Consider the following 13,492-nt stretch of genomic DNA (forward strand, 5'->3'; position numbering starts at 1 on the left):
TACATTTTTCAGCCGCCGCTTACAGGGGGTATTACAGCAATCTCATCGCCGGGGAGTAATGGTTGCTCATCATTTGCATATACTTTGTTCACCGCTATCATGAGGGAGCGCAGGTCCCGGAGCCTGGGATACTGTGCATACAACCATTCTTTCAGGGCTGCCACATCTGCAACTCCGGAGGGCGTGATAGCCGGTGCCCCCGCAATATCTTTTGCAATACCAAATAATAACACACGCATAGTTATAGATAAAGCTACGATAATGTAGTAATTTACATACGTCAAACTTTTTACGGGATGAAAATAAGAATTCGTGGGAACAGTATCCGCTACCGGTTGGATAAAAAAGATATTACCACCCTGCAGGAAACGCAGGTAATAGAAGAGATTACTACGATTGGCGCCGGTTCCCTGCACTTTTCTATACATGCAAAAGGGGGAGCACCAGCCATTGCATTGAATACAAATGGCGTACAATTATTTTTGCCCCTGGCACAGGTATCTGAGTGGATCACCACGGAACAGGTAGGTTTTAAGCATGAGTTACCAAATGCGGATGGCTCTGTTTTGCACCTGCTGATAGAGAAAGATTTTAAATGTCTGACCGAAAGAGATGAAGACGAAAGCCAGGCTTTTGAGAATCCTGCGCAGAGTTGCTAAAATATGTTGATAGACGCACATAACCGTATTATAAATTACATCAGGCTGGCAGTGACTGATCGCTGTAACCTGCGATGTACCTATTGCATGCCAGAGCAAATGCAGTTTCTGCAAAGGAAGGAACTGCTCACCAACGAAGAAATACTAGCCCTGATGCGCCCACTGGCGGCAGCGGGGATCGATAAACTGCGGATTACGGGTGGGGAGCCTTTCCTGAGAAAAGATCTGCTACCCTTGCTGGCAGCGCTAAAAGAACTAATACCTGAGATTTCTATTACTACCAACGGGGTGCTGACCCAGGCTTATATTCCCCAGTTAAAAGCCTTAGGCATCCGGAAAGTTAACCTGAGCCTGGATACCCTACAAAGAGACCGGTTCCGGGACATTACGAGAAGAGACCAGTTTCCCGCTGTGATGCAGACCCTGCATAGCCTGCTGGAACAGGATATGCAGGTAAAACTGAATGTGGTAGTCATGGGTGGGGTGAATACAGATGAGCTGCAAGCCTTTGCAGAACTGACCCAACAACAGCCACTCTCCGTGCGGTTTATTGAAGAAATGCCGTTCAACGGGCAGGGGCACCCTTTTTCAGGGCATCAATGGCATTACCTGCGCATTCTTGAGGCATTGGAGGCGTACTATCCGTTGGAAAAATTGCCTAACCCGCCACATGCTACGAGTATTAACTATCAAATACCTGGTTACCAGGGGCAGATAGGGGTCATTCCTGCTTATAGCCGTACTTTCTGCGGCACCTGCAACCGGCTTCGTATTACACCTACGGGGGGATTGAAAACCTGCCTGTATGGCGGAGATGTGCTGAATGTAAGGGATTTGCTGCGTAGCGGAGCCAGCAATGCATTGATGATGCATGAGATCCGCAATGCCCTGGGGCACAGAGCGGAAAATGGGTTTGAAGCTGAGCGGCAGAACCAGCATTGGGATAGTATGTCTGTGATTGGCGGGTAAGGAAATAATCCCATATGCCTCATACGAATAAAGATATTTTCCCGATTTGAGCTACTAATAGCCTTCTCCTGCTGTAATTTGTGGGCGATCTGATGGTTGATTTACTCACAGATTGCTGATAATGAAGAAGTTAATAGGATGGTTACATCTCTGGCTGGGACTTGCCTCGGGGCTGGTAGTTATAGTGGTTGCACTGAGTGGCAGCCTGTTGGTATTTGAAGATGAACTGGAACACCTTTTTCAACCCTCTCTTTTTAGTGTACAGGCGCCGGCAGGTGCAACAAGAATGTCGCTGGATGCATTGGCAGCGATGGTACACGATAAATACCCGGATTATAAACCAAATAATATTGAGATTCAACCTGCTGCAAACAGCACCGTAACTTTTTACCTGAAAAAAGGAAAAGAGAAAGGCAACCTGCTGATGGTAGTGACGGATCCTTATAGCGGGAAGATTACTTATACGGCAGCCCAGGACAAACGATTCTTTGTAGTAGTGAAGAACCTGCACAGATACCTGTGTATGGGTGAAACAGGCAAGGTAATTACAGGTATTTCCTGTAGCCTGTTTGTCATCATCATCATCAGTGGATTGATCCTGTGGTGGCCGAAAAGGAATACCCGTAAGCAGCGCATGAAAGTGAAGTGGAATGCCAGCTTTAAAAGATTGAACTGGGACCTGCATGCGGTGTTTGGATTTTATATTCACGTGGTTATTTTCATTACAGCGCTGACTGGGTTGGTGTGGAGCTATAAATGGGTGAATAATCTCCTGTTTTATGCATTTGATGGCAAGCCACAAGCAAAGGTAGAAGCGCCGGCAAGCAAACCAGTAAAAGGCAATGAGGTGGCGTGGCTGGACAAGGTGCTGGCAGAAACTAACCAACGGCTCACTTACAATGGTATTATAAATATCCGTTTCCCTGAGAAAAAAGAACTGGCAGTGACTGTGGGAAAAGAAAATACTGACAGGATCACTGCCCACATTGTAGATGTACTCTACTTCCAGGCAGGAAGCGGCGCATTTGTAGGTGATAAGTTATTTGCAAATGATACAAAAGGCACACAGGTAAGAAGGATGATTTATCCTATTCACACAGGCGGATTGTTCGGCTGGCCAACCAAGATACTCGCATTTATTTGTACCCTGATAGCCGCATCACTGCCAGTGACGGGTTTCCTGGTATGGATCGGGAAAAAGAAGAAAAAGCCTGTAAAGAAAAAGACTCAATATGTGTCCATGGCTTCGTCTATTTCATAGGCCCAGGCATGTATACCACCTGTTACATTATATACTTTAGGAAAACCGGCAGCATCCAATTGTTGCGCAATCATCATACTTCTCATACCATGATGGCATAATACGGCTGTAGGAATATCTCTTCTCAGTTGCGGCAGCACCCCTCCTACCATACGCATGGGCACGAACATAGCTTGTGGCAGTTTGCATATTTCCCATTCATCAGGTTCTCTTACATCGATCAACTGTACCTCTTTTCCTTCTTCCAGCCATTGGTGCAGTTCCTGTACACTGAGGGGTTTTACACCACCTGTATCGCAGGGGATATCGTATGCTGACTGCAATGCAGTAATAGGTTGTCTCATTGGTTTGAACTGGAATACCTGGTGGATATTGCTCAATGTATCGATGGTGAGCAACTGGTTGCTCAATGGTTCTCCTATGCCACAAATAATCTTCACAGCTTCATTGGCCTGATACGTGCCGATAATGCCTGGCAGTACACCTAACACACCAATATCGCTACAGTTCTGCATGGTACCGGATGCTGGTGGTTCGGGGAAAAGGCAACGGTAGGTAGCACTTTCTTTATAATTGAATACACTTACCTGCCCTTCGTATTTATGAATGGCGCCGTATACAAATGGTTTGTTCAGTAACACACAGGCATCGTTTACAAGATAGCGGGTACCGAAGTTGTCAGAGCAGTCGATAATGACATCGTACGATGCAAAAATAGACAGCGCATTATCTGGTGAGAGCCAGGTATCGTGTGGAACGAATGCTACTTCAGGATTGAGTTGCTGTAAGCGTTTGATGGCAGTAAACAGCTTAGACTGGCCTTGTTCTGCAGTATGGTATAAGACCTGCCGCTGCAGGTTGGTGATGGAGATGGTATCGTGTTCTACAATACCGATTTTTCCTACACCCATTGCTGTCAGGTATTGCAAAACCGGTACACCTAATCCACCGGCACCGATTACTAATATAGCTGCGTTGTGTAATAACTCTTGTTTGGCAGGACCAAATCCTTCCAGTTTCAAATGTCTGTCATACCTCATGTTACAATGGCTTTACTCTTTTCGACATCAGGATATTATCTACATAAGATCCATCTGGCTGCCGTGTGCCTTTGGGCATACGACCATATTCCATAAAGCCAAAGTTACGGTATAACTGGATCGCTCTTTCATTATTTGCGACAACGCTTAGCTGAATGATTTCTAATTCCGGATGTTGTTCGGCCCAGCGTGTGCCTGCGGTCATCATTCTCCTGGCTATGCCCATGTTCCAGTAGCTGTGGAGCACACCGATACCTAAGTTGCCGAGGTGTGCTTCTTTCCAGAAGGTGTTCTGGCGAATAGAGAGGGTACCGATCAGTTGATTGCCGGCAAAGGCTATTAGCAGCAGGTCATTGGCCTCTTTAGAAAAAGAGAGGATGAAGTCCCGTTCCTCTTCCACGGTCCAGGCGGCGGCTTCCTGGCGGGTATAGAGCAGGAAGTCTGTTTCGCTGATTAACTGGCGGAAATAGGATAGGAGCACCGGGGCATCGTCCGGTACGGCCTGGCGAAGTTCCAGGATTTGACCATTGGGAAGAAAATGCTGCATATTAGACACAAATGTAATAAGAAAAGGCTATCCCGGGTGAGATAGCCTTTTCCATATGATGATATCTTTATGCGATTTTGTCGCTGCCAAAATAGGTTCTCAGCACCTCTGGAATCACGATACCTGCTGCAGTCTGGTTGTTTTCCAGGATGCAGGCAAGGATGCGTGGCAGGGCCAGGGAACTGCCATTCAGGGAGTGAACCAACTGTGGTTTTCCACCACCATCCTTGAAGCGGATCTTGGCGCGGTTAGTCTGGTAAGATTCGAAGTTAGATACAGAGCTTACTTCCAGCCATTTTTGCTGTGCAGTGCTGTATACTTCGAAGTCGTATGTGAGGGCGGAGGTAAAGCTCATATCGCCACCACAGAGGCGCAGAATGCGGTAAGGCAGGTTCAGGGACTGAATCAACCCTTCTACATGTGCCACCATTTCGTCCAGTACTTCGTAAGATTTGTCAGGGTGAACGAGCTGTACCAGTTCTACTTTGTCAAACTGATGCAGGCGGTTCAGGCCACGTACATCTTTACCATAAGAACCTGCTTCACGGCGGAAACAAGGTGTATACCCCGTCATGCGTACAGGCAGGTCAGTATCTTTCAGGATCTCATCGCGGTAGATGTTGGTGAGGGGCACTTCGGCAGTAGGGATCATGTAGAAACCGTCTTCGCCGATGTGGTACATCTGACCTTCTTTGTCTGGCAACTGACCGGTACCGTAAGCAGAAGCTTCGTTTACCATGTGTGGCACCTGGTATTCGGTGTAGCCCCTGCTGATGTTGTAATCCAGAAAATACTGGATCATAGCACGCTGTAAACGGGCACCCCTGTTTTTGTAAACGGGGAAACCGCTACCGGTGATTTTATTACCGAGTTCAAAGTCGATGAGGTCGTATTTTTTAGCCAGGTCCCAGTGTGGCACAGCACCTTCGTAGAGAGAAGGGATGTTACCACCCTTGCCTACTTCCAGGTTTTCTTCCGGGGTTTTGCCGGGCGGAACGATGGCAGCAGGCAGGTTAGGGAGTTTTACCAATGTATCGTGCAGGGCCTTTTCAGTGGCGATCAGTTCTTCATTGATAGGCTGTAATTTTTCTTTTAATGATGCTACTTCCGATTTGCGCAGATCAGCAGTATCTTTCTGACCCTGAGCCATGAGCTTACCGATTTCTTTTGAAGCGGAGTTTACCTGGGCCTGGGTTTCATCATATTCCAGCGTCAGCTTTTTGCGCTTGTCATCCAGTGCCAGTACTTCATCAACGATCTGGATTTCTTTGAAGTTTTTCAAAGCCAGACGTTCCAGTACCAGTTCTTTGTTTTGACGAATGAACGGAACTTGTAACATTGTACGATCGATTAAATTTTGCCAAAGATAATAAAATAAAAACCGCTTCTGCCTGCGGCAGAAGCGGTTTTTTAAAGGGGGCTGTAAAAGATTAACTCAGATACTTACCCACAATAGGCACCCTTCTACCTACTCCAAATGCCTTCGATGACACCCTGATGATAGGACAGAACTGATTCCTTTTATACTCATTACTATTTACCATTTTTAGCGTACGCGCTACCAACGCAGCATCAAAACCCTGTGCGATGATCTCTTTTGGCCCTTGTCTGCGTTCTATGTACTGGTAGAGTATTTTGTCCAGTACTGCATAGTCAGGCAAACTATCGCTATCCTTTTGATTAGGACGCAGCTCTGCCGAAGGGGCTTTGTCAATAATGTTCTGCGGAATGATCTCACCATTGCGGTTAATGTACCTGGCCAGTGCATAGACCTGCATTTTGTACACATCTCCCAATACAGAAAGGCCACCGGCCATATCTCCATACAGGGTGCCATAGCCTGTAGATAGTTCACTCTTGTTGGAAGTATTCAACAGGATATACCCGAATTTATTGGACAATCCCATCAGGAGATTGCCACGAATGCGGGATTGAGTGTTTTCTTCCGCTACATTAAATGGCAGCCCCTGGAAATAAGGATGCAGGGTGTGCAGGAAGGTTTCGTAAATATCATTGATGCGAATGATGTCGTATGGATTATCTAAATTTCTGGATAAAGCCACCGCATCATCTACAGAATGCTCTGTTGAATAAGGGGAAGGCATCAGGACCGCACGTACATTTTCCTTCCCTAAAGCTTCTACTGCCAGGGCTAAGACCACTGCGCTGTCAATACCACCGGAAGAACCCAGGATGGCTTTTTTGAAACCCATCTTACGAAAGTAATCCCTGATACCCAGTAAGATTGCTTCATAAATGCGATCCATGTTGTGCCCGAATAGTAGTTCAGTAACAGGCACATATGGCTTTATGGGATGAGTGGTGGTTGCCTGCTGCAATGGTTCCAGTTCCAGACCGTCGATCGCTTCTGCGAAGTAGGGGAATTCTTTTACAATATTTCCCTGTGCATCGAAGATGAGGGAACCACCATCGAATACGATTTCAGTCTGAGAGCCTACCGTGTTACAGTAGAACATAGGTATCTTGTACTTGCGTACATTGGCACGGATAATCTCTTTGCGATCTTCGTCGTGATCGTAGTCGAACGGGGATGCGGAGAGGTTGATCATGACATCCGGCTGTTGTGCCATGAGCTGGTCCATGGGGCAGATGCGGTACAGCGGGTTGTCGCCCAGGTTCCAGATATCTTCACAAATAGTTACGGCAAGTTTCTTTCCTTTGAAAGGGATCACGTTCCATGCGAAGGATGGTTCGAAGTAACGGTATTCGTCAAATACGTCGTAGGTAGGCAGCAGGGTCTTGTGAATAACCTGTTTTATCTCACCTTCGTACAGGAACCAGGCAGCGTTGAAGAGGTCTTTGCCTTCAGGGGCCTGGTTACGGCAGGGACCACCTACCAGTACGGCTATATCTTGAGTATGCGCTTTGATCGTGTCAATAGCAGCATAGCATTGTTGAATGAAGTCTTCGAATTCCAGAAAATCTCTTGGAGGGTAGCCACTGATACAAAGTTCAGAGAAGACTACCAGATCTGCGCCCTGCGCTTTAGCTGCCTTGATCCCATTCAGAATCTGCTGGGTATTCCATTCGAAATTGCCTATGTGATAATTTTGTTGAGCCAGGATAATTTTCATCTATAATAGCGTTGGACTAACACAAATTTCCTGATTTTATTACAAAAAAACGCTTCGGCCTTCGGCCGAAGCGTTTTTTTGTACGCGGAGGGCTAATACTATTAAAAGAACAATCCTAATTTCAACGCTATACTATTCATATTCACCTTTCCATCATTCCATTTCGCATTCCGGGTCACATCTATAAATCCATTCCTGTAATCCAATCCTACCAACCCGGTCAGGTTCTCCCCCAGCGGATATTCTACGCCGGCACCTACCAGCAAACCGATATTTACGGGCTGTAAGTCCCTCAGTACGTTCACCTTATCATAAGTCTGGGCCATCGTCACCACATCTGCACGCCCCCTCACCGGGAAACCTACATAGGTACCAAACTGCCCAAAGATATTCATCCCCGGCGCCGTTTCTGCCTTGAGTTTCAGGGCCAAAGGCACTTCCACATAAGTGGCCTTGATGTTATATTCAGCAGCATTGGCTTTGTAATCGTCCAATCCCTTTCCGGCATCATATTTCAGTTTGCTACCTGCAGTGGTAATTTGTAAACCAGTGGCCAAAGCATAATGCCCGGCCTCATCCAGCAGAAAATCTGCCATTACACCGAAACTAATCCCTAACCGACCCGCATTTCTGTCTACCCCCGATTCCTGCGGCACCAGCAGGGATACGGTCGGATCCAGCCGAAATCCCAACCTTACCCGGTGTTCCTTTACATAATAACCGCGCTGAGCGTTGCTTATCAATGCTATGCTTAAAAACAGGGTCACCAAAAATGCCTTTCTCATGTTAATTTTATCTTTTTTATACAAGGTATATAATATTTTTACCGATCATTAGTTTAGTAGAAGTATGCAAAATAACACTAATAAATTAACCGGTATTTGTCAGCAGCTCCTGCCCTATATGCTCTTATTGTTCTGCCTGACAGCCTGTACACATAAAAACGTGCCAGACGTGAGTAAAATTGCTGTGAGTGTACATATTGACCGTTTTGACCAGGCGCTGGATAAGTTGGACACAACGAATATAATACCTGCCTTACAGCAACTGGATCAAAAATATCCTGCATTCCTGCCTGCTTACACTGAGCATATTATGAATTTCGGGCCTTATTCCGATACCAGTCATATGATTCCGTTTTTGACCAAAATGCTGGTGGGTAATAAGGATTTCAGGGTTTTGCAGGATTCTATCAATACACATTTCCGGGATGTAAAGAAGATTGAAGACGAACTGGCGCAGAGCTTCAGGTTCATCAAATATTACTTTCCACAATTTCAGCCACCTCACAAAGTAGTGACTTTCAGCTCTATGATCAGTAATTATGGGGCGGTGACTATCGACTCTACTTTGGGCATTGGGCTGGACATGTACCTGGGCGCTGATTTTCCTATTTATGCCATGCTGCCGGATTATCCGGGGTATATGGTCAGGAAGTTTTCTCCTGAGTACATTGTGCCTAACTGCATCCAGGTGCTGGCGCAGCAGCTATATCCTGGTGGGGAGCCTGGCGACAAACTGGTGATTCAGCTGGTGAATGCCGGCAAGCATCAATATTTCATGGAGCAGGTGCTGCCATATACTGACGATAGTTTAAGACTGGGTTATACCGGCGAGCAGGTAAAATGGTGCCTTGATAATGAGCAAATGATATGGCAGTATTTCGTACAGCAGGACCTGTTATATAAATCAGACTGGCAGAATAATATGCATTTCATGAACGATGGTCCTTCTACCCAGGGAATGCCGGAAGGCTCTCCTGGCAGGATTGGTGCTTTTGTAGGTTGGCGGATAGTGCAGGCGTATATGAAAGGGCATCCGAATGTGACATTACAACAACTGATGGATAACAAGGATGCGATGAGCATCTTCCAGCAATCCAAATACAGACCTAAATAAAAAAAGCGGTGGTGCTGAGAAATCAGCTTCCACCGCATTGCTAGCTCAACGTAAAAATAGACACCGGATTGGGAAGATTCCAGCCTTCCGGCTAAAAACTACTACTATGTATTGGAAAATATGAGTTCTGTATAAGCCCAATACTCCCAATACCGATGCTATTTTAGTTCATAAAAAAGAGGGCTGAAATAAAAATTTCAGCACCTGGACATATCAGTTTATTAACCCCAAAAAATGTCTCTGCTTATTCCTCCTTTAATGATGTATAATAATGCTGTGCTTGTGTCTCTTCTATTTGATTGTGATACAAATATAGGAAGTATTTTTTAAAAATGTACAATATAATATACATATCACAATACTACTTGTATTATTGAGTTGATTGTAGTAAACTTAGTTTGTTAATTGCACCATGGCTAAAGAAAAGAAGGAACCCAAAAAGAAGGCGGTTCTGGGTCATTTTGATCACGACATTTTCCTCGAAGAATTAGGAAAACGTATAAAATTTTTAAGAAAAGACCGGGGATTTAGGTCTTACGAGACATTTGCCTATGATATTGATATCTCCCGTGTCGGAATGTCAAGGTACGAATCAGGTAAGTTTGATGACATTCGCCTCAGCACTCTTTTAAAGATAATTGATGGTCTTGAAATGACACCGCAGGAATTTTTTGCAGAAGGTTTTACCGTGACGAAGCGGGAAGACTAACCCTTTCCTTCTTTACCATGTCAGCTGTAATAGTTATCTCTTCATTGTTAAACCGATCCTTGATATACGCTACGATCGATGCCACTGACTGATCGTCCAGAAAAGCACCATGTGCAGGCATGACGCCATCAAATGTTTTTCCATTCACAGATATCTTTCCTTTCAGTCCATTCAGCACTATATTGATCAACTGTTTTTTATCGCCTGCCAGGTAGGGTGAGCCGGCTAATGGCGGATAGCGATTATTATCTCCCTTTCCGTCCCGCTGGTGGCAGCTGGCGCAGTAAGCATTGTACAGCATCCAGCCATGCATTTCATTGCCCTTACCTACCATATCCAACACAGGGTCTGGTGTTTTGATGTACGTGCGTGATTTTCGTGTTTCCATCTCTCTGAGTTGTGCCGGATGGAATGTTTGTTTATTGCCGCTATACATCACTCTCCATATTTTCCCTTTATTCGATTCTGCTATGTACAGGGAGCCATCCGGGCCGGTAGCAAGGCCCATAGGGCGATAGCGGGCATCGCTGGTATTGAATACGGTATCTGTACCTGTAAACCCGTCTGCAAATACTTCCCACTTGCCGGTAGGTGCACCTTTTTCAAAAGGCACGAAGCATACGATGTAGCCTGCCTGTGGATAAGGCGCCCTGTCTGTAGAACCGTGAAAAGCTACAAAGCACCCATTTTTGTATCGTTCCGGAAATTGATTGCCTGCGTAGAATAAAAGATCCATGGGCGCCCAGTGACCGGGAAAACCGAAAACAGGCACATCAAAACTATCTGCCCTGGCTGTGATTTTTCCATCTCCACCATAACCCGGAGCCAGTATATTTTTGCCCTGCATGTGATCGAAATAGGCGTAAGGCCAGCCAAAGTTGGAATGGGGCGTTACTTTCAATAAAGGTTCTGAGGGCAATACGGCTGCCTGCCAGGCGGAGAAAACGCCAGGATAACGATTGTGAAAGTTGTCCATGCCATTCATGGCCACATAGAGGGTATTGTCAAAAGGGCTCCAGGCAAGGCCTAAAGCACTCCGGATTCCGGTGGCATACAGTTCCCCATCATCCTGTGTCTGCCCTGTTTTGTCAGCATCGAAGCGCCAGATACCGCCATGCCGCTGCAGGTCTGGAGCTGGGTCCAAGCCTTTGCCTCCGGGCATACCGCCGGGGCCTGCGGTGTTAATATCCTGTGCAGCATCGGTAGGTGCGCCGAATGGAACGTAGATATGACCTTCATGATCGAAGACCAATGGCTTGGCGCTATGCCAGTGTTTGAAGAGTGCCGTATCTGTATCGGTGATGATGGTATCTGTTTTACCTTCGGGAATGAGCAGGCCGGGGGTGAGTTTGGTACGGAGCACATATTTTACTGTGGAGAAATACAGATAGCCGTTATAGATAGACATGCCTGTGGATAATCCACCCTCATCCTGGTAGTCACCAAAGTAAGCTACAACATCAGCTTTACCATCGCCATTCTTATCACGCAGGGCTACTGATCCCCCACGTCCTTCCAGTTGTTCATTGTACGCGAGTTTCACATAGATGTCTCCATTGTCATTCACAGCCAGGTGGCGGGCAGGCCCTATGCCCTGTGTAACTGTAACGGCAACAAAACTATCTGGCAGCAGGAGTCCGCCATTATCCGGGTCAGGCGTAGGTAGGGTAGTATGTACAATAGATGGTTTACACTGGGTAAGTACCAGTAATAGCATGAGGAAGGAACGAGACATGATATCTTGATTTTGGTGGACCTGTGCGAACAAAAAAAGATATCATGGCAATCTGTTGCCATGATCAATAAAACCTGTGTAAATCAGTAAATCAATTTAGCTTAAAGGGCACAATCATTTGAAACTCCGGGATTTTCACTTCGAACAGCTTCTTATTGAGTTGATTCTCCATCTGGTAGGTACCATACATCTTACCGATTTCTGTACGCAGGTTGGAACCTGATACGTACTGATAGCTTTCGGTGGGGGCTAGTAGCGGCTGCACACCTACTACGCCTTCTCCCTCCACTTCGCGATGCGTACCGTTAGAGTCAATGATGTACCAGTGACGGCGCAATAACTTTATGGGAAAGGTATTATTGTTTTCAATAGTGATACGGTAGGCGAACATAAACTCACTCCCAATCGGATTGGAATAATCCGGTTGATAAAATGTTTCCACGCTGATGGTGATTCCGTCTGTTACCTTTTTTACCATAGAACACCTCCGTTTCACGTAAAAATAAGCAAAATAAATCCAGTGTTATCAAAAAATATATACGGGCTACGACTTTAACAATTTCTTGTAAATTTAATAAAACACTGTTTTTCAGATACTTAACTAAACACTACCTTATTAACGATGGCTGCATTCTTTTCTGCGGCCCGGGCAGCTACCTCAAAACGGTTGGCGTAGTACCCTACTTTTTTGCATTCCCAAAGATAACGCCAGAGAAAAGGGAGCAAACCCAACTCCTGGTATTGCATAATGTGGCATACCTCGTGGCGAACCCACCAGGGATGCCGCAAAAATTCCTCGCGGCTCACACCATAAAGATGGATGGTTTTTCCAATCACCATGGCCAGCTGTTGGCTGTTCATCCGGCGGGCAGCCAGACGGGCTAAGAAGGAACGCTCTTTGATATGGCAGACAAGTTTTTCCATTGCTTTATAAAAATACGAATCAATTTTGCAGAGACAAAAATCGTGCACAGTCACAGTCTCACGATTATATATACAAAATGCTTTTGCCTGTGGCAAAAGCATTTTGTATATATAAGTTATACGAATTTTTTACAGTGAAAATCTCCTGGATATATTGAATCCCCATCTGAACTGTCCCTGCAACCACGAAGTAGTCGTTTCAGGTATAAACTGGTTTTCCAGTATGGCAGTTGAGTTGGTGAAATTGATATGGAATACGTGTCCGCCGGTTTCTATTTCCAATCCTACTGAGAGTGGATTGTACAATTCGCGCCCCCTGTTTTTGAAATAATCCTTCGTTTCCCGGCTGCGGAACGGATAGAAGTATTCTACCAGCAATGCCATGCGGTTGCTGAATTTCAACCGGCCACCACCGCCTAATGCAAATACATCATTCTCGTCCATATACGTTACACGATTGCGGTGTACGAGTGTTGGCAACAGTGCCAATGACAGACTACGATTGAACTTGCGGCCGATGATTACCTGCCCGGTATATGATACACGGTCACTGAATTTATCAAAATAGGCGGCATCCGATTTTACGGTGCTGGAGGTTGCACCACTTTCCACTGCATTGCCAAAGAGTGTGATGGTCACGGGCACATGATCGTC

The 13,492-nt window shown here is 45.8% G+C and carries 15 protein-coding genes; 5 read left to right on the forward strand and 10 right to left on the reverse strand.

Annotated features, from left to right (window positions below):
- Positions 1-8: 8 nt before the first annotated feature.
- Positions 9-239: a molybdopterin converting factor subunit 1 gene (gene moaD, locus ABDW16_RS17245; protein WP_343671407.1), complete on the reverse strand. Its 231-nt coding sequence runs from the start codon at positions 237-239 to the stop codon at positions 9-11.
- A 57-nt stretch (positions 240-296) separates the two neighbouring features.
- On the opposite strand from moaD, the gene ABDW16_RS17250 reads away from it, so the two are divergent.
- The 3 genes from ABDW16_RS17250 to ABDW16_RS17260 all read left to right on the forward strand — a co-directional run bounded on the left by ABDW16_RS17250 (position 297) and on the right by ABDW16_RS17260 (position 2,889).
- Positions 297-659 carry a hypothetical protein gene (locus ABDW16_RS17250; RefSeq protein WP_343671409.1) on the forward strand — a complete coding sequence of 121 codons (363 nt, stop codon included), beginning with the start codon at positions 297-299 and terminating at the stop codon, positions 657-659.
- A gap of 3 nt (positions 660-662) precedes the next feature.
- Positions 663-1,628, forward strand: coding sequence for a GTP 3',8-cyclase MoaA (gene moaA / locus ABDW16_RS17255; RefSeq protein ID WP_343671411.1), 966 nt, complete (start codon positions 663-665; stop codon positions 1,626-1,628).
- Between the two features lie 121 nt (positions 1,629-1,749).
- Entirely contained in the window at positions 1,750-2,889 is a 1,140-nt protein-coding gene (locus ABDW16_RS17260; protein WP_343671413.1) for a PepSY-associated TM helix domain-containing protein, read from the forward strand.
- Here the strand turns inward: ABDW16_RS17260 and ABDW16_RS17265 are convergent.
- The 5 genes from ABDW16_RS17265 to ABDW16_RS17285 all read right to left on the reverse strand — a co-directional run bounded on the left by ABDW16_RS17265 (position 2,856) and on the right by ABDW16_RS17285 (position 8,356).
- A complete protein-coding gene (locus ABDW16_RS17265; protein ID WP_343671415.1) occupies positions 2,856-3,929 on the reverse strand; it encodes a HesA/MoeB/ThiF family protein in 1,074 nt (357 codons plus the stop codon). The genes ABDW16_RS17260 and ABDW16_RS17265 overlap by 34 nt on opposite strands.
- 1 nt (position 3,930) lies before the next feature.
- The gene (locus tag ABDW16_RS17270) at positions 3,931-4,476 is read right to left on the reverse strand and encodes a GNAT family N-acetyltransferase (protein WP_343671417.1); all 546 of its coding nucleotides are present in this window, start codon (positions 4,474-4,476) and stop codon (positions 3,931-3,933) included.
- A gap of 67 nt (positions 4,477-4,543) precedes the next feature.
- Entirely contained in the window at positions 4,544-5,815 is a 1,272-nt protein-coding gene (gene serS, locus ABDW16_RS17275) for a serine--tRNA ligase (protein ID WP_343671419.1), read from the reverse strand.
- Positions 5,816-5,906: 91 nt separating this feature from the next.
- Entirely contained in the window at positions 5,907-7,571 is a 1,665-nt protein-coding gene (locus ABDW16_RS17280; protein WP_343671421.1) for an NAD+ synthase, read from the reverse strand.
- Positions 7,572-7,672: 101 nt separating this feature from the next.
- A complete protein-coding gene (locus ABDW16_RS17285) occupies positions 7,673-8,356 on the reverse strand; it encodes a porin family protein (protein WP_343671423.1) in 684 nt (227 codons plus the stop codon).
- 64 nt (positions 8,357-8,420) lie between these two features.
- Here ABDW16_RS17285 and ABDW16_RS17290 point away from each other — a divergent pair, with 64 nt between their 5' ends.
- Positions 8,421-9,470 carry a hypothetical protein gene (locus tag ABDW16_RS17290; RefSeq protein WP_343671425.1) on the forward strand — a complete coding sequence of 350 codons (1,050 nt, stop codon included), beginning with the start codon at positions 8,421-8,423 and terminating at the stop codon, positions 9,468-9,470.
- 412 nt (positions 9,471-9,882) lie between these two features.
- Entirely contained in the window at positions 9,883-10,179 is a 297-nt protein-coding gene (locus tag ABDW16_RS17295) for a helix-turn-helix transcriptional regulator (RefSeq protein ID WP_343671427.1), read from the forward strand.
- Here the strand turns inward: ABDW16_RS17295 and ABDW16_RS17300 are convergent.
- The 4 genes from ABDW16_RS17300 to ABDW16_RS17315 form a co-directional block, all read right to left on the reverse strand.
- Positions 10,154-11,914, reverse strand: coding sequence for a c-type cytochrome (locus ABDW16_RS17300; RefSeq protein ID WP_343671429.1), 1,761 nt, complete (start codon positions 11,912-11,914; stop codon positions 10,154-10,156). The two genes, ABDW16_RS17295 and ABDW16_RS17300, sit on opposite strands and share 26 nt — an antisense overlap.
- Positions 11,915-12,005: 91 nt before the next feature.
- Entirely contained in the window at positions 12,006-12,392 is a 387-nt protein-coding gene (gene apaG / locus ABDW16_RS17305; protein ID WP_072364286.1) for a Co2+/Mg2+ efflux protein ApaG, read from the reverse strand.
- A 119-nt stretch (positions 12,393-12,511) separates the two neighbouring features.
- Positions 12,512-12,838 (reverse strand): DUF4157 domain-containing protein, encoded by a 327-nt coding sequence (locus ABDW16_RS17310; protein ID WP_343671434.1) that lies wholly within the window; start codon positions 12,836-12,838, stop codon positions 12,512-12,514.
- Between the two features lie 129 nt (positions 12,839-12,967).
- Positions 12,968-13,492, reverse strand: a 525-nt coding sequence (locus ABDW16_RS17315; protein WP_343671436.1) for a DUF5777 family beta-barrel protein, incomplete at its 5' end; no start/stop codon positions are given.

Source organism: Chitinophaga sp., assembly GCF_039596135.1.
Taxonomy (GTDB): Bacteria; Bacteroidota; Bacteroidia; order Chitinophagales; family Chitinophagaceae; genus Chitinophaga.

Bases quoted from the DNA above. Each gene is read 5' to 3' on its own strand.
- moaD (WP_343671407.1), bottom strand. From the start codon at position 239: ATGCGTGTGTTATTATTTGGTATTGCAAAAGATATTGCGGGGGCACCG.
- ABDW16_RS17250 (WP_343671409.1), top strand. From the start codon at position 297: ATGAAAATAAGAATTCGTGGGAACAGTATCCGCTACCGGTTGGATAAA.
- moaA (WP_343671411.1), top strand. From the start codon at position 663: ATGTTGATAGACGCACATAACCGTATTATAAATTACATCAGGCTGGCA.
- ABDW16_RS17260 (WP_343671413.1), top strand. From the start codon at position 1,750: ATGAAGAAGTTAATAGGATGGTTACATCTCTGGCTGGGACTTGCCTCG.
- ABDW16_RS17265 (WP_343671415.1), bottom strand. From the start codon at position 3,929: ATGAGGTATGACAGACATTTGAAACTGGAAGGATTTGGTCCTGCCAAA.
- ABDW16_RS17270 (WP_343671417.1), bottom strand. From the start codon at position 4,476: ATGCAGCATTTTCTTCCCAATGGTCAAATCCTGGAACTTCGCCAGGCC.
- serS (WP_343671419.1), bottom strand. From the start codon at position 5,815: ATGTTACAAGTTCCGTTCATTCGTCAAAACAAAGAACTGGTACTGGAA.
- ABDW16_RS17280 (WP_343671421.1), bottom strand. From the start codon at position 7,571: ATGAAAATTATCCTGGCTCAACAAAATTATCACATAGGCAATTTCGAA.
- ABDW16_RS17285 (WP_343671423.1), bottom strand. From the start codon at position 8,356: ATGAGAAAGGCATTTTTGGTGACCCTGTTTTTAAGCATAGCATTGATA.
- ABDW16_RS17290 (WP_343671425.1), top strand. From the start codon at position 8,421: ATGCAAAATAACACTAATAAATTAACCGGTATTTGTCAGCAGCTCCTG.
- ABDW16_RS17295 (WP_343671427.1), top strand. From the start codon at position 9,883: ATGGCTAAAGAAAAGAAGGAACCCAAAAAGAAGGCGGTTCTGGGTCAT.
- ABDW16_RS17300 (WP_343671429.1), bottom strand. From the start codon at position 11,914: ATGTCTCGTTCCTTCCTCATGCTATTACTGGTACTTACCCAGTGTAAA.
- apaG (WP_072364286.1), bottom strand. From the start codon at position 12,392: ATGGTAAAAAAGGTAACAGACGGAATCACCATCAGCGTGGAAACATTT.
- ABDW16_RS17310 (WP_343671434.1), bottom strand. From the start codon at position 12,838: ATGGAAAAACTTGTCTGCCATATCAAAGAGCGTTCCTTCTTAGCCCGT.